This is a genomic window from Dactylosporangium maewongense (assembly GCF_039531485.1).
GTDB classification, from domain to species: domain Bacteria; phylum Actinomycetota; class Actinomycetes; order Mycobacteriales; family Micromonosporaceae; genus Dactylosporangium; species Dactylosporangium maewongense.
In genome coordinates, this window is record NZ_BAAAQD010000001.1 from 1,310,031 (window position 1) to 1,331,737 (window position 21,707).

The following is a 21,707-nucleotide window of genomic DNA, read 5'->3' on the forward strand; positions in this document are numbered from 1 at the left end:
GGGCAGCGGTCGGGCTTGACGCATGCCGTTATCGGAATATGATTACCGCCGTGGCACGAGCAGCGACGACGTCGGACACGTTCAACGCGATCGCCGAGCCGCAGCGCCGGGACATCCTGGCGCTGCTGCGGGCGGGTGAGCGGCCGGTGACCGACCTGGCCCGGGAGCTGGGGATGAGCCAGCCGGGGGCGTCCAAGCACCTGCGGGTGCTTCGGGAGGTGGGGCTGGTGCGGGTCCGCGAGGTGGGCAAGCAGCGCCTCTACGGCCTGGACGCCCGCGGGCTGCGGCCGATCCACGAGTGGGTCGGCGGGTTCGAGCAGTTCTGGAACGAGAGCTTCGACCGGCTCGACACCTACGTGCAGGAGCTCAAGCAGACACGGCAAGGGGATTGATCGATGGCAGTGGCAGGGCAAGAGGCGGGGGCGGAGCCGGCGACGGCCGACCGGGAGGTGGTGATCTCCCGGATCATCGACGCCCCGCGGGAGCTGGTGTTCGAGGCGTTCACCGAGGTGCGGCACCTGTCGCGGTGGTGGGGTCCGGACGGGTTCACCACCACCACGCGGTCCTTCGAGTTCCGCGAGGGCGGGGTCTGGGACTTCGTGATGCGCGGCCCGGACGGGACCGATTACTCCGAGTGGATCACCTGGACCGGGATCGTCCCGCCGGAGCGGATCGCGATGCTGCACGGTGAGTCCCGCGACGACCCGAACACCTTCGAGTCGGTCCTGACGTTCGAGCCGGACGGCGCGGCGACCCGGGTCGAGATGCGCACGGTGTTCCCCACGAAGGAACTGCGCGACGAGGCGGTCGAGAAGTACCACGCGATCGAGGGCGGCCGGCAGACCCTGGGCAACCTGGCTGCCTACGTCACCGGGACCGTTCGGAAGGGGGCGGAGGGCTGATGGCCGGGAAGGTGTTCTTCAGCGTGTCGATGTCGCTGGACGGGTTCGTCGCGCCCGCGTCCGCCGGGGAGCTGATGGGGCGGCAGTGGATGGAGCTGCAGCGGTGGATCTTCCCGCAGCGGTTCTTCCGGGAGAACCTCCACCTGGGCGCCGGCGGCGAGGAAGGGCGCGACAACGACATCGTGCGGGAGACGTTCGAGCGCACCGGCGCGAGCGTGATGGGCAAGCGCATGTTCGACGCCGGCGAGCAGATGTGGCCGGAGGAGGCGCCGTTCCACACGCCGGTCTTCGTCGTGACGCACGAGAAGCGTGACCCCTGGGAGCGGCCGGGCGGGACCACGTTCCACTTCGTCAACGACGGCATCGAGTCCGCGCTCGACCAGGCACGCGAGGCCGCCGGCGACCGCGACGTCCGCATCGCCGGCGGCGCCGAGACGATCCTGCAGTACGTGAACGCCGCCCTGGTCGACGAGTGCTCGATCGCACTGTCGCCCGTGCTGTTCGGCTCCGGAATCCGCCTGTTCGAGGGCGTGGACGCGGCCCGCGTGGCCCTGGAGCAGGTCCGCTCGGAGCCCTCCCCGAGGGCGACGCACCTGACCTACGCCGTGCGCCAACGGTAGCCGGGCCACCACGGCCGGCGCGGCGGGCGCGTCCAGGTCGGACGTGCCCGCCGCGGTGTCATGCGGTGGGTCAGGCGCCGCGCACCCAGTCCAGGGAGAACCGGGTGAAGACGATGCCGCCGGTGTTGCCGATCTCGTACAGGTCCGCGACCTGTCCGTTCGCCAGCACCGCCATCGTGGAGTAGCCGGCGGCGCCGGGCTTGAGCAGCGCCCGGGTCGGCCACGTCGCCCCGTTGTCGGTGGACAGCCGCACGGTGAGGTTGTTGCGGGCGCTCGAGCTCGCGTTGTTGCTGAACAGCACGGTGCCCGTGCGGGCCGGCGCGCCGTTCGACCCGACGTCGGAGGGGCGCAGGTAGCTCATCTCGTCGGCGTTGCAGCCCGGGTCGGGCAGCAGGCTGCTCGCCGTCGCGGCACCGAAGGTGATACCGCCGTCGGTGGACGTCGAGTAGTAGCGGCTGCGGACGCTGTCGTGCCGCATGTTCTGCACCACGGCGCCGGTGCCGCGCTCGACGGCCTTGCTCTCGTTGATGACTGCGCCGGCCGAGCCGCCCCGCCGCCACGTCGCGCCGTGGTCGTCGCTGTACACGTTGCCGGCGTTGCTGACGCCGTTCGCGTCACGGTAGGAGATGGGCTGGATCAGCCGTCCCGAACTGGTCTGGATGCCGTGGCCGGAGGAGAAGAAGACCTGCTTCCACGCGGGGTCCTTCGCCTGCGGGTTGAGCTCGACGGGGGCGCCCCAGGTCGCGCCGTGGTCGGTGCTCTTGATGTAGCGCAGGTGCAGGCTGTTGGGATCGGTGGCGGTGTTGACGCCCGAGCCGGCCGACCAGTAGCTGATCCCGGGCCTGGGGGAGTAGGTGAAGAAGACGTAGACGGCGCCGGTGGTGCGGTCGACCAGCACGCTGGGGTCGCCGACCCCCTCGGTGACGGTGGCCGCGTGGTGGATGATGCGCGGCTGCTCGAAGCTGGCGCCGCCGTCGGTGCTGCGCATCATGGCGATCTGGATGTTGTTGTCGCCGCCGCCGAGGTCGTAGCTGCCATTGACGCGGGCGTCGGCGACGGCGATCACGGTGCCGTTGTTCGTCACGGCCATACCGGGGATGCGCACGGAGGCGACGGTGCCGTCGTAGGTGCCGTTCGGTCCGTTGAGGCTGCGGATCACGCTCTGGGTGGTCAGCACCGTGACGGCGTTCATCGCGGGGGCACCGGCGGCGAGGCCGCAGGTCGCGGTGCCCTGGTTCGTAAGGTCGAACCCGGTCGCGGTGGTGCGCAGCGCGTACGCGGTGCCCGCCGGGACGGTCCAGTACAGCTGCGCGTTGCCGCCCGCCGCCACCGTCGTGGTCCACGGCGAGCCGGACCGCCCGGGCCACGTGGTGGTGAACGTCTTCGCGGCGCCGGTCCGGTTCTCCAGCGTGAGCTGCAGCCGGCCGGCGGTGCAGTCCATGCTGGCCAGCGCGGACATGCCGGTGCCGCAGTGGAAGATCCCGGCGGCCGTGGTGTCCAGCCCGGTCGGGGTGGTGGTGCGCAGGTCGTACGCGGTGCCAGGGGCGAGGGTCCAGTAGTGCAGGAAGGAACCGCCGGCGGGGACCGTGCGCGTCCACGGCGAGCCGGACCGCCCGGGCCAGGTGACCGTGTATGTCTGTGCGGCGGTGCTGGTGTTGACGAGGTTCAGCGTCAACCGGCTGGCGGCGCAGTCGGCGCCGGCCACCGCGATGACGCCGGCGGGTGCGGCGGCCTGGGCGGAGGCGGCCGGCAGCACGGCGGTGAAGGTCAGCGCCGCGATCACCGCCGTCGCGGCTCGGATCAAGGCTCTCGGATGCGTCACATCGGCTCCTTCGGATGCATGACCACGGGGGTTGAGGTCATCGGACATACGATGTCCGACGACCATAGGGTGACGTGGATACCGCGTCAAGGAGGTCAGGGAGCGAGGTCGCGCGACGCGAGGTGGCGCCGGGATGCCGAAGAGGCCGCCGGATGCGTCCGGCGGCCTCTGCGATCGGTCAGGGCTGGGTCAGTGCTGGGGGTGCTCCGCCGCGGTCCGGGTGGCGGCGGCGATCCGCTGGCGGACCGGGGCGTAGTGCGCCACCACGGCGGCGGCGAAGGACGCCGCGTCGCGCCGGCGGACCGCCTCGACCATGGCCCGATGCGCCGAGACGGTGTCGGCATTCTCCTCGCGGTTGGCGATGCCCAGATACGGCGCGACGATCGTGTACACGTCCCAGAACGCGCCGTTGAGCTGGGTGATCAGCTGGTTCCCCAGGGGCTGCATGAGCAGGTCGTGAAACGCGCGGTCGGTGTCCACGAGCGACTCGCCGGCGCCGCCCGCATCGAGCTGGTCGACCAGGCGGTCGAGCTCGGCCAGCTGCCCCTCGTCGAACCGCTCGATGATCCTGCCGGCCATGCCCTGCTCGAAGAGCTGGCGCACCTCGATGAGGTCGAGCAGGACCTGGAAGTCGTCCTCGGGGCTGAGCAGACCGCGGAACGTGAGGCTCTCCACCAGGGATGACAGCGACAGCCGGCCGACGAACATGCCGAAGCCGTGCCGGACCTCGACGATGTCCAGCGCGGCGAGCGTCTTGATCGCCTCCCGCAGGCTGGACCGGCTCGCGTTGAGCGCCTCGCACAGCTCGGCCTCGGTGGGCAGGGAGTCGCCGGGCTTCAGGCGGTTCTCGATGATGTACGTCTTGATCTGCTCGGTGACCGCGTGCCGCAGCAGCGCGCGGTTGGCCCGTACCGGCTTGATGTCCGTGCGCATGGCGTTTCCGATCGTCCGCTGCCAGAAGTGCTGGCCATGCTAACAAAGCGTCCGACATCAGACATCCGTTGCTGCCCGGCGAGGGTTGCGGAATGTCAGGCGTATGATGTCTGATGTCATGTCAGAGGTGCCCTCGGGTACGGGTTCAGGGAGGGTCAGCTCTCATGCGCACGGACATCAAACCGGTCCGTCCGGACCGCACGCCACTGCGGCAGGCGGTGACGGACCGCATCAAGACGTACATCATCGACAACCGGCTCAGGCCCGGCGACTCGCTGCCGACCGAGGCTGAACTGTGCGAGGCGCTCAACGCGAGCCGCTCCAGCCTGCGGGAGGCGGTCAAGACCCTCGCCGCGCTGGACATCGTCGAGGTGCGGCACGGCTCGGGCACCTTCGTCGGCCGGCTGTCGCTGTCGTCGCTGGTGGAGAGCCTGGCGTTCCGTGGCCTGCTCAGCCCCGGGGACGATGTGCGGGCGCTGCTCGACCTGGTGGAGGTCCGGCAGTTGTTCGAGGAAGGCATGGCCGGGCGGATCATCGAGCGGCTCGACGAGGCGCACGTGGCCAGCCTCGAGCGTGCGGCGTCGGAGCTGGAGCGGTGCGCGCCCGGCAGCGCGCCGCAGATCGAGGCCGATCGCCACTTCCACCGGCTGCTCATGGAGCCGCTGGGCAACCACCTCGTCAGCCAGCTCACCACCGCCTTCTGGGACGTGCACGCCATCGTCGCGCCGTACCTGGGCATGTCCAGCCCGCGGGAGGACGCCGAGGCCATGGCCGCGCACCGGGCGATGGTGGAGGCCGCCCGCCGGCGTGACGTGGACGCGTTCGCCGCCGCCGTGGTGCAGCACTATGCGCCGGTCCGCCGGCGGATCGCCGCCGCCGGCCCGGGCTGACCGCGGCGGTCGCCGTGCCGGTCCGCGCCGGTCCCGGTGCGCGCTATGGTCCGAGAGAATGAATACGCAGCGTGATGTGTGCCGCCGTCCGGTGGGCGCGTCGCGCTGTCCTGTCGTGGCCGCGGGCGGATCGGCGCGCGGCCGGTAATGCACGCTGCCACCAGGCATGTTGCGTCTTCGGCGGCGGCCGTCCGGTTCGTCGGACGGCGCGTGTCGGCGCGGCGGTCCGCCGGCATCGATGTTGCGCATCCGTTACAGATGGTTCTCGCCGCGGTCTTGACTCAGCCCTGGCAGGCTTCTAGCGTACCGCTCACATTGATCAGACATACGATGTCTTACAACCTCGGGAGTAGGCATGAAGAACACCCTCGAAGGCGTGTCGCGGCGCGACCTTCTGCGGTACACGGGAGTCCTCGGCGCGGCGACCGCCATCACCGCCGGCCTCGGCGCCTGCGGCGACGGCGAGGGCACCACCACCAGCGGCGACGGCGGCCCGGCCGGCAAGACGATCGAGGCCACGCTCGCCTTCACCCTGTCCAGCGCGTTCGATCCGATGAACGCCTCCAGCGCGGTGGCCACGGCGGTGAATCAGCACGTCTTCGAGGCGCTGATCGACCTCGACCCGATCACGCGCGAGCCGTACCTGGCTCTGGCCGGCGCGCAGCCGACGCCCAGCGCCGACGGCCTGACCTGGACGGTGACCCTGCGGGAGGGCGCGAAGTTCTCCGACGGCACGCCGGTGACCGCCGAGGACGTGGCGTGGTCGTTCCAGCGGGCGATGGACCCGGCCAACAAGGCGCTCATGGCGGGCTTCATCACCTTCCTCGACAAGGTCACCGCCAAGGACGCGCGCACCGCGGAGTTCACCCTCAAGCACCCGTTCAGCCTGTTCCCGCAGCGGATCGCGGTCATCAAGATCGTGCCGAAGGCGAAGACCGGTGACGCCGCGGCGTCCAAGGCGTTCGACACCGCACCGACCGGCTCGGGCCCGTTCACCGTGGTCAGCGCCAACGCCACCGCCGGCGTCGTGATGGGCATCAACGCCGCCTACAACGGCTCGCGCCCGGCGAAGGTCGAGAAGATCACGCTGCGGACCAGCTCGGACGGCACCGCCCGGCTCAACGACCTGCGGGGCGGCTCCTCCCAGGCGATCGAGGCCGTGCCCTACCTCGACGTCAAGGCGCTCAGCGGCGGCGACCGCAAGGTCGAGGAGAAGCAGGCCTTCAACCACATGTTCCTGATGTTCAACTGCACGGCCGCGCCCTTCAGCGACAAGCGGGTGCGCCAGGCGCTGCACTACGCCATCGACAAGGACAAGGTCATCAAGACCGCGCTCCAGGGCTACGGTACGGCGGCGACGAGCTACCTCGACGCGGGCAACACCGGCTACCAGCAGGCCGGCACCGTCTACAACTACGACCCGGACAAGGCCAAGAGCCTCCTCGCGGCGGCGGGCGCGAGCAACCTGTCGTTCGAGCTGCACACCACCGACGCCGCGTTCATCAAGGACAGCGCCCCCATCGTCATCGACGCCTGGAAGGCGATCGGGGTGAACGCCACGCTCAACACCATGCCGTCCTCGGCGATCTACGGCACCGTCGTGCCGGGCCCGAACTTCCGGGTCCTCGCCGCCTCAGGCGACCCGACGACCTTCGGCCCGGACGTGGACCTGCTGCTGCGCTGGTTCTACCTCAACCAGACGTGGACCAAGGACCGGCACCGCTGGACCAACGACCAGGCCAAGCAGTGCGCGCAGCTCATCGAGTCAGCCGCGAAGGCCTCCGGCGCCGAGCAGAAGGCGATCTGGAAGCAGGCGCTGGACATCATCGCCGACGAGGTCCCGCTGTACCCGGTGTTCCACGTCAAGATGGTGACCGCGCACGACCCCAAGAAGCTCAAGAACTTCCAGGGCGCCTCGACCACCGGCCTGTACTTCCTCAACACGTCGCGGGCGTGAAGCCTCGCCCCCTGAGGTTTGAGCGAATGCCGCCGGAGGCCGGCCGGACCGGTGATCCCAGTCCGGCTGTGACCCCGGCGGCGCACCCCGACAACGGAAGGAGCGGCGGGTGAACGCAATCCTCGGCATCGTCCTGCGCCGGCTCTCGGCGCTCGTCCCGCTGATGCTCGGCATCATCCTGTTCATCTTTCTCGTCATGGCGCTGTCACCGAACAACGCGGCGATCTCCGTGCTGGGCAACCAGGCGACGGCGGAGCAGATCGACGCGTTCAACAAGGCCAACGGCCTGGACCGGCCGCTGCTGGTGCGCTACCTGGACTACCTGTGGTCGCTGCTGCAGGGCAACCTCGGCAACACCTTCTCCCTCAACGTGCCGATCAGCTCGGTGATCTCCGAGGCGCTGCCCGTCACGTTGCAGCTGACCTTCCTCGGCGTCCTCGGCGCGATCGTGGTGGCCCTCGTGCTCGGGCTGACCGGAGCGCTCTACCGGGACCGCTGGCCCGACCAGCTCACCCGGCTGCTGTCGATGGCGGGCATCTCCATCCCGTCGTTCTGGCTGGCGATCCTGCTCATCCAGCAGCTGTCGACGATCGGCGGCGGGTCGCTGCCGAGCGGGCACTACGTGCCGCCGTCGGAGTCGTTCAGCGGCTGGCTGCAGCACATGATCCTGCCCGCCGTCGCCCTCGCCGTGCCGGTCGGATGCGCGCTGGCCCGGGTCGTGCGCACCTCGATGGTGGAGGAGCTCGACAAGGACTACGTGCGCACCGCGATCGGCGCCGGGCTGCCACCGATCGTGGTGGTCGGCCGCAACGTGCTGCGCAACGCCCTGCTGACCCCGATGACCGTCCTCGGTCTGCAGGTCGGCTACCTGATCGGTGGCGCGATCATCATCGAGGCCATCTTCACGCTGCCGGGCATGGGCACGCAGATCATGAGCGCCGTGCAGCAGAACGACATCGGGCTGGCCCGGGGACTGGTGATCGTCATCGCGCTCGGCTTCGTCATCGTGAACCTCGTCGTCGACCTGCTGTACCTGGCGGCGAACCCCCGACTCCGAGGAGCACAGGCATGATCGCGCGGGCCGTCCATGCCATCCAGGCCGTCGGGTCCGGCGTCCGCCGGCTGCCGCTGCCGGCCAGGATCTGCCTCGGCCTGCTGCTGGTGGTCGTCGCGGTCGGGGTCGCCGCGCCGTGGCTCGTCCGGCACGACCCGACCCAGGTCGCCCTCGCCGCGCCGTCGACCGGCCCGAACGGTGACTTCTGGTTCGGCGTCGACCGGCTCGGCCGGGACATCTTCTCCCGCCTGGTCGCCGGCACCCGGCGCTCACTGATCGTCGGCTTCTGCTCCGCCGGGCTGGCGTTGCTCGCCGGGGCGGTCCTCGGCGCGGTCGCGGCCACCAGCCGGCGCGCCGTCGACGAGATCATCATGCGGGTGCTGGACGTCGTGATGGCGTTCCCCACCATCGTGCTCGCCGCGATCCTGGTCGTCGCGTACGGCAACGACAGCCTCCCGGTCCTCGTCGGCGCCATCGGCTTCGTCTTCACCCCGCAGATCGCGCGGCTGGTCCGGGCCAACGTCGCCGCCCAGTACCACGAGGACTACGTCGCCGCCGAGCGCGTGATCGGCGCCGGGCGCTGGCACATCGTCGTGCGGCACGTCGCCCGCAACTGCGCGGCGCCGATCCTGGTGTACGCGACGATCATGGTGGCCAACGCGATCGTCTTCGAGGCGTCGCTGTCGTTCATCGGCGGCGGTCTGCAGCCGGAGGCGGGTCCGTCGTCCTGGGGCAGCGTCATCGCCTACGGGCAGCAGCTGCTGGCCAGCAAGGGCTGGTGGGCGACCTTCTTCCCCGGCCTGCTGATCCTGCTGACCGTGCTGAGCCTGAACATCCTGGCGGAGGGCATCTCCGACGCCTGGGCGGCACCGGCCGGCCGGCGCCGCGGCGGGTCCGGCGAGCCGCTGGACAAGGCGGTCGCCGGTGACCGTACGCCGGTCGCCCTGCCGGGCCTGGCCGAGGCGGCGGCCCGGATCGCCGCCGCGGCCCGCCCGCCGGTCACCGCGGCGCCCGTGCTGTCCGTGCGTGACCTCCGCGTCGGCTTCCCCGGCAGCCACAACGGCGTCGACATCGTCGACGGGGTGAGCTTCGACGTGCGCCCCGGCGAGGTGCTCGGGCTCATCGGCGAGTCCGGTTGCGGCAAGTCGCTCACCGCGCTGACGCTGATGGGCCTGCAGCCGCGCGGCGCCCGGGTCGGCGGCACCGTCGACTTCGCCGGCACCGACCTGCTCCCCCTGCGCGGCGCCGCCCGGCGGGCCGTGACGGGCCGGCAGGTCGCGATGATCTACCAGGACGCGCTGTCGGCGCTCAACCCGTCGATGACCGTCCGGTCGCAGCTCAAGCAGGTCATCCGCCGCGGCGGCACGCGCACGGCGCCGGAGCTGATGACCCTCGTCGGGCTGGATCCCGCCCGGACACTGTCGTCCTACCCGCACGAGCTGTCCGGCGGGCAGCGGCAGCGCGTCGTCATCGCGATGGCGCTGGCCCGCGACCCGAAGCTGGTCGTCGCGGACGAGCCGACCACCGCGCTGGACGTCACCGTCCAGGCGCAGGTCATCGAGCTGCTGCTGCGGCTGCGTGCCGAGCTCGGCTTCGCGCTCGTCCTCGTCTCGCACGACCTGGCACTGGTCAGCGACGTCTGCGACCGGATCGCGGTGATGTACGGCGGGCACATCGTCGAGCACGGCGCCACCGCGGCCGTCCTGGCCGCGCCGGCCCATCACTACACCCGTGGACTGCTGGGCTCGGTGCTGTCGCTGGAGTCGCAGGCGCCGAGGCTGGTGCAGATCAGCGGCACGGTGCCCTCACCCGCGGACTTCCCGGCCGGCTGCCGCTTCGCCGACCGCTGCCCGGTCGCGACCGAGCGCTGCGACCGGCAGCGCCCGGTGCTCGCCGAGCTCAACGGTCACCTGGCGGCCTGCCACCACCCGGCACCACGCGACAACGATGTGAAGGTGGCTGTCCAATGACCGCACCGTCCCCCGTGAACCCGGGGAGCCTGGCGGAGCTGCGTGAGGTCAGCGTCGAGCACCGGGCGCCCGGCGGTTCGCTGCTCAACCGCGACCGCGTGCACGCCCTCACCGGCGCGGACGTCACCGTCGCGCCCGGCGAGACGGTCGGCGTCGTCGGCGAGTCCGGATGCGGCAAGTCGACCCTGGTGAAGGTCCTCGTCGGCCTGCAGCGGCCGACCGCGGGCACGGTCATGCTCGGCGGCCGCGACATCTGGCGGCTGGGCACCACCGAGCGTCGGCGGCACATCGGCCGCACCGTCGGCATGGTCTTCCAGGACCCGTCGACGTCGCTCAACCGCCGCCTGCCCGTCGAGCGGATCATCGCCGATCCGCTGGACGTGCAGCGGTGGCGCAGCCCGCGGGAACGGCAGCAGCGCGTCGGGGAGCTGCTGCACCTCGTCGGCCTGCCGTCCTCGGCCCGCGACGCGCTGCCCACGCACCTGTCCGGCGGGCAGCGGCAGCGGGTGGCGATCGCCCGCGCGCTCGCCCTGGAGCCGGCGCTGCTCGTCGCCGACGAGCCGACCTCCGCGCTGGACGTGTCGGTGCGGGCGCAGATCCTCAACCTGCTCATGGATCTGCGCGAGCGGCTCGGGCTCGCCATGGTGTTCGTGTCGCACGACCTGCAGACGGTCCGGCGCGTGTCGGACCGGATCGTCACCATGTACCTCGGCCGCGTGGTCGAGGAGCTGCCGGTCGCGCGCATCGAGCGGGGGCGCCACCCGTACACGCAGGCGCTCTTCTCCGCGACACCCGGACTGCTGCGACCGATGCGTCCGATCCCGCTGACCGGCCCGGTCCCGTCGGCGGTGCGCCCGCCGTCGGGATGTCCCTTCCGCACGCGGTGCTGGCGCGCCACCGACACGTGCGCCACCGCGATGCCGCCCTACGCCGAGGACAGCGCCGACCCGGCCCAGCGGTACCGCTGCTACCACCCTGTCACCGACTACTCGGATCTGCACCGCCCGGCCGGCTCGGCCGACGGCGCCGATCGATCCACTGAGGAGCACGTATGACCAGCACCATCACCTCCACGACCGGCGCGGCGGCCACCGCGGGATCCACGGTGCCCAGGGGCCTGACCGGCGTGGTGCCGCCGGTGTGCACCCCGCTCACCCCGGATCTGGAGGTGGACGTCGCGTCGCTGCTGCGCCTGGTCGACTTCCAGCTGGCCGGCGGCGTGGACGGGTTGTTCGTGCTCGGCTCCTCCAGCGAGGTGGCGTTCCTGCCGGACCGGCACCGCGCCACGGTCGTCGACGCGGTCGTGCGGCACGTCGCCGGGCAGGTGCCGGTGCTGGTCGGGGTCATCGACATGACGACCCTGCGGGTGCTGGACCACGCGCACCGGGCCGTGCGCGCCGGCTGCGCCGGCATCGTCGTCACCGCGCCGTTCTACACGCGGACCCACCCGGCGGAGGTCGAGCTGCACCTGCGGCGCGTCGCCGAGCAGTGCCAGACCCCGGTGTACGCCTACGACCTGCCGGTGTCGGTGCACACCCGGCTCGACCCGCAGATGCTCCTGCGGCTCGCCGCCGACGGGGTCCTCGCCGGGCTCAAGGACTCCACCGGCGACGACGCCGGGCTGCGGGACCTGCTCACCGCGCGCGACGACGCCGGGCTGTCCACGTTCAGCGTGCTCACCGGCTCGGAGCTGACCGTCGACAACGCGCTGCGGATGGGCGCCGACGGGGTGGTGCCCGGCCTGGGCAACGTCGATCCGCACGGGTACGCGACGCTCTACCGGCACGCGGTGGCCGGCGAGTGGGACCTCGCGGCCCGCGAGCAGGAGCGGCTGCTGCGGCTGATGCGGATCGTGCACGTGGGCTCGCCGGCGCGGATGGGCCGCGGATCCTCGGCGCTGGGCGCGTTCAAGGCGGCCCTGCGGCTGCGCGGCGTCATCGACCACGCGGTCACCGCGCCGCCGCAGATCCAGCTCGACGACGCCGAGATCGACGCCGTGCGGCGCACGCTGGTGGCGACGGGGCTGCTGTGACCGAGGGCACCACTGGCCGGCGCCGCGCGTGGATCGCGGTCGACATCGGCGGCACGAAGATCGCGGCGGGGCTGGTCGAGGACACCGACCGGGTCCTGGAACGCACCCAGGTCGGCACACCGAGCGGCGGCCCGGCGATCCTCGACGCAGCCGCGCGGCTCGTCCGGGAGATGCACGGGCTCGCCGAGCGGTGGGGGGTCGAGGTGGGCGCCGCCGGCGTCGGCGCCCCCGGCGTCATCGACCCGGCGACCGGGACGGTCCGCTCGGCCACCGACATCGTGCCCGGCTGGGCCGGGACCGCGGTGAGCGCCGAGCTGACCGCCCGCACAGGCCTGCGGACCACCGTCGCCAACGACGTGCGCGTCGCCGCGATGGGCGTGGCGCGGGACCCGGCGGTCGCGCCGTTCCGGGACGTCCTGCACGTCTCGATCGGCACCGGTGTCGGCGGCGCCCTGCTGCGGCACGGTGCCGCGGTGGCGGGCCCGCACGCCAGCACCGGGGAGCTGGCGCATCTGCTCGTCCCCGTGCGCGGCGCGATCCCGTGCGGCTGCGGGCGCATGGACCATCTCGAGGCGGCGGTCGCGGGTCCGGCCATCGCCGCGGTGTACGCGCGGCACGTGGGCGTCGACGCGCTGTCGCTCACCGAGGTCGTGGCGCGGCTGCGCGCGGGCGACCGGGTCGCGGACATCGTGGTCCGCGGCGCGGGCCGCCTGCTCGGTCGTGCCCTGGCCGGCCTGGTCGCCGCCGTGGACGTCGACGCGGTGACCCTCGGCGGTGGTGTCGCGCTCAACGTCGCCGAGTTCAGCGGCGCCGTCGGCGAGGCATTCCGCGAGGAGGCGCTCCCGCCGCTGCGGTCCGTGCCCGTCCTCGTGCCGGCCACCGGCGCCGACACCGCGCTGCTGGGGGCGGCGCACCTGGCCCGCACGGCCGCTGCCGCGCACCGCTGAACCTCTCGCCATCCGTACAGGAGCAACATGAACCTCACCGATCTCATGACGGCGATCCGCGGTGGACTCGTCGTGTCGTGCCAGGCCGGTCCCGCGCATCCGCTGCGGGACACGGCCACGATCCGCCGCCTCGCCGAGGCCGCCGTGCTCGGCGGCGCCACCGCCGTGCGCTGCGGCGGGGTCGGTGGCCTGGCCGATGTCCGTGCCGTCGCCGACGCCGTCACGGTGCCGGTCATCGGGCTGACGAAGCGCGGCGACAGCGGCGTGTTCATCACGCCGACCGTCGCCGACGCGCTGGAGGTGCTGGCGGCCGGGGCGGACGTCGTGGCGACCGACGCCACGGCCCGTCCCCGCCCGGACGGCGCTTCCCTGCGTGACACAGTCCGGGCGGTGCACGACGCCGGCGGCCTCGTCATGGCCGACGTGTCCACAGTGGATGAAGGAGTCGCGGCGGCCGCCTGCGGCGCGGACCTCATCGCCACCACGCTGTCGGGGTACACCCCGCACAGCAGGCAGCTCACCGGCCCCGACCTCGCCCTCGTGCGCGAGCTGGCGGCCGAGGTGGCGTCGGTGCCGGTCGTCGCCGAAGGGCGCTACCACCGGCCCGAGCACGTCCGGCAGGCCCTGGACGCGGGCGCGGCCGCCGTGGTCGTCGGCACCGCGATCACCGATCCGGCCTGGATCACCAGCAGGTTCGCCGAGGTGACCGACCGATGACGCCGGTGCCGCTCGGGCGGCCCCCGTTCGACCCGGCCGTCGACACGGTGCTGGAGCGGATGCGCGCCGACGGCACCCTGGTCCCGGTGACCGCGGACCAGATCGCCGGGCGTCGCGCGAGCGCCGTGCCGGAGGACCTCTCGGCGTTCCCGGTCGACCGGCGGGACCTGACCATCGCCGGCCATCAGGGTGCGGCCCTGCGGGTGTCGGTGTTCCACGGGTCCACTGTGGATGGACCGGCGCCGGTGGTGCTGCACTTCCACGGCGGCGGCATGATGCTGGGGGACCGCTTCGCCGGCATGTCCGCCGTGCTGCCCTGGGTGGTCGAGCACGGTGCGGTGGCCGTGACCGTCGACTACCGGCTCGCCCCCGAGCACCCGGACCCGGTCCCGGTGGAGGACTGCTACGCGGCGCTGCTCTGGGTCGCCGGGCACGCCGCCGAGCTCGGTGCCGATCCGGCCCGGATCGTGCTCGTCGGGGCCAGCGCCGGCGGCGGCCTGGCGGCCGGCGTGGCGCTGCTGGCCCGCGACCGAGGGGGACCGGCGCCGCTCGGGCAGATGCTGATCTGCCCGATGCTCGACGACCGGGACCAGACGGTGTCGATGCGGCAGTTCGACGGTGTCGGCGCCTGGGACCGGGGCAGCATCCGCACCGGCTGGACCGCCCTGCTCGGCGACCGCCGGGGCACCGCGGACGTGTCGATCTACGCGGCACCCGGCCGCGCGACCAGCCTCGCGGGCCTGCCGGCGACGTTCATCGACGTGGGCTCGGCCGAGGTCTTCCGGGACGAGGACGTCGCCTTCGCCACCCGGATCTGGGCCGACGGCGGTGTCGCGGAGCTGCACGTGTGGCCGGGCGGCACGCACGGCTGGGACCAGCTCGTCCCGCGGTCGCCGATGGCCCGCCAGGCCGTGCGGGCCCGTGACGAGTGGATCGCCCGGCTGCTGCGGCGGTGACCGGCAGGGCCGGGCACCGCGGGCGTCAGGCCCGCTCGGCGCAATGTATCGCAGATGCGCAATCCTGCCTGCCGCCGGGCGTTTTCGTCAGGGCCCGGATCGTCGCCGCGCGGTGCGGAGGGCATGCTGGACGCGCCCGCCGCTCGAACGACCATGCCTGGAGCGTCCATGACCGCGCTGCCCCGTGCCGCCGCGCTGACCCTCGCGCAACGGATCCGCCTGCTGTCCGGCGGTGACGTCTGGCGGACCCGGGCGCTGCCCGAGGCCGGCGTGCCGGCCGCCGTGCTGAGCGACGGGCCGCACGGCCTGCGGTTCCAGGCCGACGCCGGCGACCATCTCGGCGTCACCGGCAGCGAACGGTCCACGTGCTTCCCGACGGCGGTGACCATCGCCAGCGCCTGGGACGAGGACCTGGCGGAGCGGATCGGGCAGGCCCTCGCCGTCGAGGCGCGGGCCCTGGGCGTCGACGTGGTGCTCGGGCCGGGCCTGAACATCAAGCGGCACCCGCTGTGCGGCCGCAACTTCGAGTACTTCTCCGAGGACCCGCTGCTCAGCGGCCGGCTCGCCGCGGCGATGGTGACCGGCCTGCAGCAGCACGGGGTCGGGGCCTGCCTCAAGCACTTCGCGGTCAACAACCAGGAGTCCCACCGGTTCGTCGTCGACGCGGTCGTCGACGAGCGGACCCTGCGCGAGCTGTACCTGTCCGGCTTCGAGCACGCGGTGAGGGCCGCCCGGCCGTGGCTGGTCATGGCGGCGTACAACAACGTCAACGGCCACCCGGCGACCCAGCACCACCGCCTGCTCACCGGCATCCTGCGCGACGAGTGGGGCTTCGACGGCCTCGTGGTCAGCGACTGGGCCGCCACCAACGACCGGGTCGCCGCCGTCGCCGCCGGCATGGACCTGGAGATGCCCGGCAGCCACGGCCTGTTCGACCGTGAGGTCGAGGAGGCGGTCACGTCCGGGCGCCTGCCCGCCGAGCTGGTGACCGAATCCGCCCAGCGGGTGCTCGACCTGGTGGCGAGGTCGGCGCGGACCCGGGGTCCCGCGATCCCCGTCGACGACCACGACGCCCTGGCGCGCCGCGCCGCCGCCGAAGGCACCGTGCTGCTCACCAACGACGGCGTCCTGCCGCTGGACCCCGGCCGCTCGGTCGCGCTGATCGGCGCGTTCGCGGAGCATCCCCGGTACCAGGGCAGCGGCAGCTCCCAGGTCACCCCGACCCGGATCAGCACCGCCCTGGACGAGCTGACCCGCCGCGGCGTGACCGTCACCTATACGCCCGGGTACGACCCCGTCCACGCGCGCCCCGAACCCGGCCTGATCGCCGAGGCCGTCGCCGCCGCCCGCGCCGCCGACGTCGCCGTCGTCATGGTCGGGCTTCCGCCGGCCAAGGAGAGCGAAGGGTTCGACCGCACCGACCTCGCGCTGCCCGCACAGCACGACGAGCTCGTCGCGGCCGTCTGTGCGGCCAACCCGCGCACCGTCGTCGCGCTGTCCAACGGCGCGCCGGTGCTCATGCCGTGGAAGGACGCCCCGGCGGCGATCGTCGAGTCCTACCTCGGCGGTCAGGCCGGTGGCGCGGCCCTCGCCGACGTGCTCTACGGCGACGTCGAACCGTCCGGGAGGCTGGCCGAGTCGTTCCCGGCGTCGCTGGAGGACGTCGCCGCGGACCCGTACTTCCCCGGCGACCCCCACCAGGTCGAGTACCGGGAAGGCCTGTACGTCGGCTACCGGTACCACACGACCGCACAGCGTGAGCCGCTGTTCCCGTTCGGGCACGGGCTCAGCTACACCACCTTCGAATGGGACGGCATCGGCGTGGACCGCGCCACCGTCCAGGCGGGTGACGACGTCACCGTCACCGTGACCGTCACCAACACCGGCCCGCGACCGGGTGCCGACGTGGTGCAGATCTACCGGCACGACCGCACCGGGGTCGTCGCCCGCCCCCGCCGCGAGCTCGCCGGGTTCGCGAAGGTCCACCTGGAGCCGGGGGAGCGGCGGACCGTCGCCGTCACCGTCGCGGCCAGGGCGTTCGCGTTCTACGACGTACGCGTCGCCGGCTGGCGGATCCCGTCAGGTGCCCACGACCTGGAGGTGGCGCGGTCCAGCGCGGACGTGGTCGGCGTGGTCACGATCGCGGTGGAGGGCGGCGTCAGCACCGCCGCCGAGCCGGCCGGCGCGCCGCTGGTCGCCGCCGGCGACGAGCAGTTCGAGCGGCGGCTGGGGCACCCGGTCCCGCGGCCCCGGCCGGTGCGCCCCTTCACCCGCCAGTCCACCCTCGACGAGGTCGGCACGACCCGCCCCGGCCGGCTGCTCAAGGCGATCCTGTGGCGGATGGCCCCGATCGACGACGACGTCCGGGCGGACCCGGCCGCGCTCGCCATGTACGAGCACGGCATCAACGAGCTGCCGCTGCGCGGCGCCGCCATCTTCTCCGACGGCCGCCTGCGCCTGGGCACCGTCGACGCCCTCGTGCACCTGTTCAACGGGCGACCGGGCCGGGCCGCCGCCCGCGCGCTGACCTCGCTCGCCACGGCGGTGCGCCGGCGGGTGGGCCGGCGGTGACCGGCGCGGTGGCGAGAAACTTGTGGTACGTGGCTTTCCCGCCACTGTCCGGGCGGCCCGTGCCGATGTGACGCTGCACGGGTGAGAGGAGGGGCAGCCGTGACCGACGGGGTGCATCGAGTCGTGGTGCTCGTGCTCGACGGGGCCAAGCCGCTCGACGTGGGCATTCCCGCGCAGGTGTTCACCAACCGGCCGAGCATGCCGTACGCGGTGCACGTGTGCGGGGCCGCGCCGGGGCTGGTGGCCGGTGGGGACGGGCTCGCGTACCACGTCGCCGAGGGGCTCGACGCGTTCGACGCGGCCGACACCGTGTTCATCCCCGGGTACCGCAACCCGGATCGCGAGGAGCCGCCGGCCGAGGTCGTCGCCGCGCTCCGCGCCGCCCACGCGCGCGGGGTCCGGCTCGCCGCGATCTCGACCGGGGCGTTCGCGCTCGCCGCGACCGGGCTGCTGGACGGCAAGCGGGCCACCACGCACTGGCATTACACGCGTGAGCTGGCCCGGCGCCATCCGGCGATCCTCGTCGACGAGGACGTGCTGTTCGTGGACGAGGGGGAGGTGCTCACCTCGGCCGGGGCGGCCAGCGGGATCGACCTGTGCCTGCATCTCGTGCGCCGCGACCACGGCGTCGCGCTGGCCAATCACGTGGCGCGGCGGCTCGTGGCGGCGCCGTACCGCAGCGGGGGACAGGTGCAGTACATCCCGCGCAGCGTGCCGGAGGCGGTCGGCGAGCACTTCGCGGCGACCCGGCAGTGGGCCCTCGAACGGCTCGACGAGCCGCTCGCGCTCGAGGACCTGGCCCGCAACGCGAACGTGTCGGCGCGGACGCTGTCACGGCGGTTCGTGGAGGAGACCGGGTACACGCCGACGCAGTGGATCCTGCGGGCGCGGGTGGACCGGGCGCGGGAGCTGCTGGAGCGCAGCGGGCTCGGGGTGGAGCAGGTCGCGGCGCGGGTCGGGCTCGGGACCGGGTCCAACCTGCGGCTGCACTTCCAGCGGATTCTGGGCACGTCGCCGAGTGAGTACCGCAAGACGTTCGCCCGCCCGAACGGCTCGGCGGCGGCGCGGTCGGGTGGCGGGATCCTTGCGGAGACTGGCGAACCATCCGCTGTCGGCTGACCTCGCAAACCAGCACGATTGACGCATGTCAGGACGAATTGCCATCAACGGGTTCGGTCGCATCGGGCGTGGCGTGCTGCGCGCGATCGTCGAACGCGACAGCGACCTCGAGGTCGTCGCCGTCAACGATCTCGCCGCGCCGGCGGCGTTGGCGCAGCTGCTGAAGTACGACACCACGCTCGGGCGCTTCGGGCGCATCGTCGCGGTCGACGGCGACGACCTGCTCGTCGACGGCCGGCGCATCCACGCGCTCGCCGAGCGGGAGCCGCTCAAGCTGCCGTGGGCCGAGCTGGGCGTCGACATCGTGCTCGAGACCACCGGCCGGTTCACCGCCGCCGACGCGGCCCGCGCGCACCTCGAGGCCGGCGCCGAGCGGGTGCTCGTCGGCGCGCCCTCCGCCGGGGCCGACGTGACGCTCGCGTACGGCGTGAACACCGAGGCGTACGACCCGTACCGCCACACGATCGTGTCGAACGCCTCCTGCACCACCAACGCCCTCGCGCCGCTCGCCGCCGTGCTCGACGGGCTGGCCGGGATCGAGCACGGGTTCATGACCACCGTGCACGCGTACACCCAGGAGCAGAACCTCCAGGACGGCCCGCACCGGGACCCGCGCCGGGCCCGGGCCGCCGGGGTGAACATCGTGCCGACCACCACCGGCGCCGCCAAGGCGATCGGGCTCGTCCTGCCGGGCCTGGCCGGGCGGCTGTCCGGTGACTCGATCCGGGTGCCGGTCCCGGTCGGCTCGCTGGTCGAGCTCAACGCGACCGTCGAGACGGAGGTGACGCGCGACGCCGTCCTGGACGCCTACCGGAAGGCGGCCGAGGGTCCGCTCAAGGGCATCCTGTCGTACTGCACGGACCCCATCGTCAGCGCGGACATCGTCGGCGACCCGGCGTCGTGCATCTTCGACTCGGCGCTGACCAGGGTCGACGGTCGGCACGTGAAGGTCGTCGGCTGGTACGACAACGAGTGGGGCTTCGCCAACCGCGTCGTGGACACCCTGACGCTGATGAGCACGAGCCGGATCGCCTAGAACCGGAGCCCGTCCGGGTACTAGGTTCGGTACCCGTGGGTGCACTCGGGCGGGTCGGCGCAGGCTTCGCGGCGGGACCGGAGTTGTCGCTGCTGGACGGGCGGCTGGGAATCGCGCCGCCGGACGGGGCCCGGGTCGAGGCGCGGCCGCAGTCGCTGATGGGGGTGGCGGCGTCAGCGCGGACCGAGACCCGGGTGGTGTACGACGTGGACGGCGAACGGCTGGTGCTGCTGGCGACCGAGCTGTTCCGGACGGTGGCCGGTGATCTCGGGGCGACCGTCGGTGCGATGGTCGCGTCCGGGCCACTGCCCGCCGGTCAGCGGCTCGTGCCGATCCCGGTCCCGGGTGACGCGGTGGCCTACGGCTACCAGCCGCTGGACACGACGCGTCAGGCCGTGCCGATCGCGGACGCGTTCGTCCGGGCCGGGGACGCGAGCATCGTGCGGGTGCAGCTGTTCGTGTCGCCGAACGCCGCCGACGACCCGGACGGTCTGGCCGGGCTCGCCGCGCGGATCCTGTCCACCGTCACCCCGGGCGGGCGTAAGCCCGGCGCGGCGGCCGGCACGAGGACGCTGGCCGGGCTGGACGGCCGGCCGGTCCTGGCCCTGGACGCGCCGGCCGGTTGGGTCGCCTACCAGGAGTTCGGCCTGTCGTTCGCGGTGCTGCGCCTGCGGCGGCTGACGCCGCTGGACGGGCCGTACGTGGCGGGCAGCGTGTACCGGGGCAGCGCACCGTCGCTCGTGCACACCGCCTTCCCGCAGGACGCGGTGACCCGGACCGGCGGGCGGCTGCTCGGGCTGCCGACCGACTGGATCCACGTGTTCCCGAAGGACGACGGCGCCCCGCCCCGGCACCTGCGGGAGGCGCTCGTCGAGGACGGCGGCGGGCAGTTCGTCCACGCCATGGCCGAGACCGGGGACGTCGCCTACGAACAGGAGATCGACGCATTGCTGGGATCCGTGCGGCGGTGCTGACCGGGCCGGGGCTCAGGCGGGAGTGACCTCCACCGGCAGCTTCGTCGGGGCCAGCATCACCCACGGGTTGCGGAACACCGCCGATTCGGTGTCGACGGCGATCGTCCGGTACCGCCGCAGCAGCAGCTCCATCGCGATCCGCGCCTCCAGGCGGGCCAGCGGCGCGCCGATGCAGAAGTGGATGCCGTGCCCGAAGGTCAGGTGCGGGTTCGGGGTGCGCCGGATGTCGAAGCGCGCCGGGTCGGCGAAGACCCGGGCGTCGCGGTTGGCGGCGGCCAGCCAGGCGACGACGACGTCGCCCTCCGGCACGGTCACCCCGCCGACGACGGTGTCCGTGCTGGCCCGCCGGGCCAGGCGCGGGAACGGGGTGCGCAGGCGCAGCACCTCCTCGATAGCGTCCGGCAGGAGCGCCGGGTCGGCCCGCAGCGCCGCCGCCGCGTCCGGGTGCTGGTCGAGGGTGGCGACCGTGTTGCCCAGCGTCGCCGTCGTCGTGATGTGCCCGGCGAGCAGCAGCAGCCCGACGAACCCGATGATCTCCTCGTCGTCGAGCTGTTCGCCGTCGGCCTCCGCGTGCACCAGCCCGCTGGTGAGGTCGTCGCCGGGGGCCGCGCGACGCGCGCGCACGTGCCGCAGGAGGTACTCGTTCATCTCCCGCAGCACCGGTGCGACCGCGCGGACCCGCTGGTCGTCCATCATCCGGGTCAGCGGATCGTCCGGGCCGATCTCGGGCCGCTCGAACAGCGCGTCGGCCCACCGCCGGAACACCGGCCGGTCCTCCGCCGGGATGCCGAGCAGCTCGGCGATGACGATGACGGGCAGCGGGTACGCCAGGTCGTCGACCAGGTCGAACCGCCGCGCATCGGCGACCTCGTCGAGCAGTTCCTCGGTGACCGCGGTGATGCGCGGGGCCAGGCCGGCCACCACCCGCGGCGTGAACGCCCGGCTCACCAGCCGCCGCAGCGAGTCGTGGCGGGGCGGGTCCATCTGGACGAAGTTGCCGCGCCGGAACAGCTCCAGGTCCTCCTGGCGGGGCAGCAGGTCGCCCAGGTCGGAGGAGAACCGGTGCGGGTCGCCGAGCACCGACGTGACCTCGGGGTGCCCGAGCACCAGCCAGGAGCGTTGCCGCTCGTCGTAGTGCACGTCGCCGGCGAGGCGCGCGTGCTCCAGCCAGGTGAACAGGTCCGGCAGCGTGCGGGTCGTCATCTCC

General features: G+C 73.0%; 19 protein-coding genes. 16 read left to right on the forward strand and 3 right to left on the reverse strand.

What is annotated here, in order from left to right; translation table 11 throughout:
* Positions 1-50 precede the first annotated feature (50 nt).
* The 3 genes from ABD332_RS05890 to ABD332_RS05900 are packed head-to-tail and all read left to right on the forward strand — an operon-like array spanning position 51 to position 1,522.
* A complete protein-coding gene (locus tag ABD332_RS05890) occupies positions 51-392 on the forward strand; it encodes an ArsR/SmtB family transcription factor (RefSeq protein WP_344500278.1) in 342 nt (113 codons plus the stop codon).
* Positions 393-395: 3 nt separating this feature from the next.
* Positions 396-902, forward strand: a complete 507-nt coding sequence (locus ABD332_RS05895) for an SRPBCC family protein (RefSeq protein WP_344500280.1) — start codon at positions 396-398, stop codon at positions 900-902.
* Complete coding sequence (locus ABD332_RS05900; RefSeq protein WP_344500282.1) at positions 902-1,522, forward strand: dihydrofolate reductase family protein; 621 nt, start codon at positions 902-904, stop codon at positions 1,520-1,522. The genes ABD332_RS05895 and ABD332_RS05900 overlap by 1 nt, the downstream gene beginning before the upstream one ends.
* 70 nt (positions 1,523-1,592) lie before the next feature.
* Here the strand turns inward: ABD332_RS05900 and ABD332_RS05905 are convergent, their stop codons facing one another.
* Positions 1,593-3,344, reverse strand: coding sequence for an exo-alpha-sialidase (locus tag ABD332_RS05905; RefSeq protein WP_344500284.1), 1,752 nt, complete (start codon positions 3,342-3,344; stop codon positions 1,593-1,595).
* Positions 3,345-3,533: 189 nt separating this feature from the next.
* Positions 3,534-4,277: a FadR/GntR family transcriptional regulator gene (locus tag ABD332_RS05910; protein ID WP_344500286.1), complete on the reverse strand. Its 744-nt coding sequence runs from the start codon at positions 4,275-4,277 to the stop codon at positions 3,534-3,536.
* A 164-nt stretch (positions 4,278-4,441) separates the two neighbouring features.
* Here ABD332_RS05910 and ABD332_RS05915 point away from each other — a divergent pair, with 164 nt between their 5' ends.
* From ABD332_RS05915 to ABD332_RS05975, 13 genes are all read left to right on the forward strand, one after another.
* Positions 4,442-5,167, forward strand: coding sequence for a FadR/GntR family transcriptional regulator (locus ABD332_RS05915; RefSeq protein WP_344500288.1), 726 nt, complete (start codon positions 4,442-4,444; stop codon positions 5,165-5,167).
* Between the two features lie 355 nt (positions 5,168-5,522).
* A complete protein-coding gene (locus ABD332_RS05920; protein ID WP_344500290.1) occupies positions 5,523-7,124 on the forward strand; it encodes an ABC transporter substrate-binding protein in 1,602 nt (533 codons plus the stop codon).
* A 109-nt stretch (positions 7,125-7,233) separates the two neighbouring features.
* Positions 7,234-8,196 carry an ABC transporter permease gene (locus ABD332_RS05925; protein WP_344500292.1) on the forward strand — a complete coding sequence of 321 codons (963 nt, stop codon included), beginning with the start codon at positions 7,234-7,236 and terminating at the stop codon, positions 8,194-8,196.
* Positions 8,193-10,148 carry a dipeptide/oligopeptide/nickel ABC transporter permease/ATP-binding protein gene (locus tag ABD332_RS05930; protein WP_344500294.1) on the forward strand — a complete coding sequence of 652 codons (1,956 nt, stop codon included), beginning with the start codon at positions 8,193-8,195 and terminating at the stop codon, positions 10,146-10,148. Before ABD332_RS05925 ends, ABD332_RS05930 begins: the two co-directional genes overlap by 4 nt.
* Positions 10,145-11,203 (forward strand): oligopeptide/dipeptide ABC transporter ATP-binding protein, encoded by a 1,059-nt coding sequence (locus ABD332_RS05935; protein WP_344500296.1) that lies wholly within the window; start codon positions 10,145-10,147, stop codon positions 11,201-11,203. Before ABD332_RS05930 ends, ABD332_RS05935 begins: the two co-directional genes overlap by 4 nt.
* Positions 11,200-12,180 (forward strand): dihydrodipicolinate synthase family protein, encoded by a 981-nt coding sequence (locus tag ABD332_RS05940; RefSeq protein WP_344500298.1) that lies wholly within the window; start codon positions 11,200-11,202, stop codon positions 12,178-12,180. Before ABD332_RS05935 ends, ABD332_RS05940 begins: the two co-directional genes overlap by 4 nt.
* Positions 12,177-13,127 carry an ROK family protein gene (locus ABD332_RS05945; RefSeq protein ID WP_344500300.1) on the forward strand — a complete coding sequence of 317 codons (951 nt, stop codon included), beginning with the start codon at positions 12,177-12,179 and terminating at the stop codon, positions 13,125-13,127. The genes ABD332_RS05940 and ABD332_RS05945 overlap by 4 nt, the downstream gene beginning before the upstream one ends.
* Positions 13,128-13,154: 27 nt before the next feature.
* Complete coding sequence (locus ABD332_RS05950) at positions 13,155-13,844, forward strand: N-acetylmannosamine-6-phosphate 2-epimerase (protein WP_344500302.1); 690 nt, start codon at positions 13,155-13,157, stop codon at positions 13,842-13,844.
* Positions 13,841-14,800 carry an alpha/beta hydrolase gene (locus ABD332_RS05955; RefSeq protein WP_344500304.1) on the forward strand — a complete coding sequence of 320 codons (960 nt, stop codon included), beginning with the start codon at positions 13,841-13,843 and terminating at the stop codon, positions 14,798-14,800. The genes ABD332_RS05950 and ABD332_RS05955 overlap by 4 nt, the downstream gene beginning before the upstream one ends.
* A 168-nt stretch (positions 14,801-14,968) precedes the next feature.
* Entirely contained in the window at positions 14,969-17,371 is a 2,403-nt protein-coding gene (locus tag ABD332_RS05960; protein WP_344500306.1) for a beta-glucosidase, read from the forward strand.
* A gap of 99 nt (positions 17,372-17,470) precedes the next feature.
* Positions 17,471-18,490, forward strand: a complete 1,020-nt coding sequence (locus ABD332_RS05965) for a GlxA family transcriptional regulator (RefSeq protein WP_344500308.1) — start codon at positions 17,471-17,473, stop codon at positions 18,488-18,490.
* A 25-nt stretch (positions 18,491-18,515) separates the two neighbouring features.
* Positions 18,516-19,526, forward strand: coding sequence for a type I glyceraldehyde-3-phosphate dehydrogenase (gene gap, locus ABD332_RS05970; RefSeq protein WP_344500310.1), 1,011 nt, complete (start codon positions 18,516-18,518; stop codon positions 19,524-19,526).
* A 35-nt stretch (positions 19,527-19,561) separates the two neighbouring features.
* Positions 19,562-20,500: a hypothetical protein gene (locus ABD332_RS05975; RefSeq protein ID WP_344500312.1), complete on the forward strand. Its 939-nt coding sequence runs from the start codon at positions 19,562-19,564 to the stop codon at positions 20,498-20,500.
* Between the two features lie 12 nt (positions 20,501-20,512).
* Here the strand turns inward: ABD332_RS05975 and ABD332_RS05980 are convergent, their stop codons facing one another.
* Positions 20,513-21,703 (reverse strand): cytochrome P450, encoded by a 1,191-nt coding sequence (locus tag ABD332_RS05980; RefSeq protein ID WP_344500314.1) that lies wholly within the window; start codon positions 21,701-21,703, stop codon positions 20,513-20,515.
* Positions 21,704-21,707: the final 4 nt, after the last annotated feature.

Coding starts and splice junctions, on each gene's coding strand:
- ABD332_RS05955 (WP_344500304.1), top strand. CDS start 13,841: ATGACGCCGGTGCCGCTCGGGCGGCCCCCGTTCGACCCGGCCGTCGAC.
- ABD332_RS05980 (WP_344500314.1), bottom strand. CDS start 21,703: ATGACGACCCGCACGCTGCCGGACCTGTTCACCTGGCTGGAGCACGCG.
- ABD332_RS05895 (WP_344500280.1), top strand. CDS start 396: ATGGCAGTGGCAGGGCAAGAGGCGGGGGCGGAGCCGGCGACGGCCGAC.
- ABD332_RS05940 (WP_344500298.1), top strand. CDS start 11,200: ATGACCAGCACCATCACCTCCACGACCGGCGCGGCGGCCACCGCGGGA.
- ABD332_RS05935 (WP_344500296.1), top strand. CDS start 10,145: ATGACCGCACCGTCCCCCGTGAACCCGGGGAGCCTGGCGGAGCTGCGT.
- ABD332_RS05910 (WP_344500286.1), bottom strand. CDS start 4,277: ATGCGCACGGACATCAAGCCGGTACGGGCCAACCGCGCGCTGCTGCGG.
- ABD332_RS05950 (WP_344500302.1), top strand. CDS start 13,155: ATGAACCTCACCGATCTCATGACGGCGATCCGCGGTGGACTCGTCGTG.
- ABD332_RS05960 (WP_344500306.1), top strand. CDS start 14,969: ATGACCGCGCTGCCCCGTGCCGCCGCGCTGACCCTCGCGCAACGGATC.
- ABD332_RS05915 (WP_344500288.1), top strand. CDS start 4,442: ATGCGCACGGACATCAAACCGGTCCGTCCGGACCGCACGCCACTGCGG.
- ABD332_RS05900 (WP_344500282.1), top strand. CDS start 902: ATGGCCGGGAAGGTGTTCTTCAGCGTGTCGATGTCGCTGGACGGGTTC.
- gap (WP_344500310.1), top strand. CDS start 18,516: ATGTCAGGACGAATTGCCATCAACGGGTTCGGTCGCATCGGGCGTGGC.
- ABD332_RS05920 (WP_344500290.1), top strand. CDS start 5,523: ATGAAGAACACCCTCGAAGGCGTGTCGCGGCGCGACCTTCTGCGGTAC.
- ABD332_RS05930 (WP_344500294.1), top strand. CDS start 8,193: ATGATCGCGCGGGCCGTCCATGCCATCCAGGCCGTCGGGTCCGGCGTC.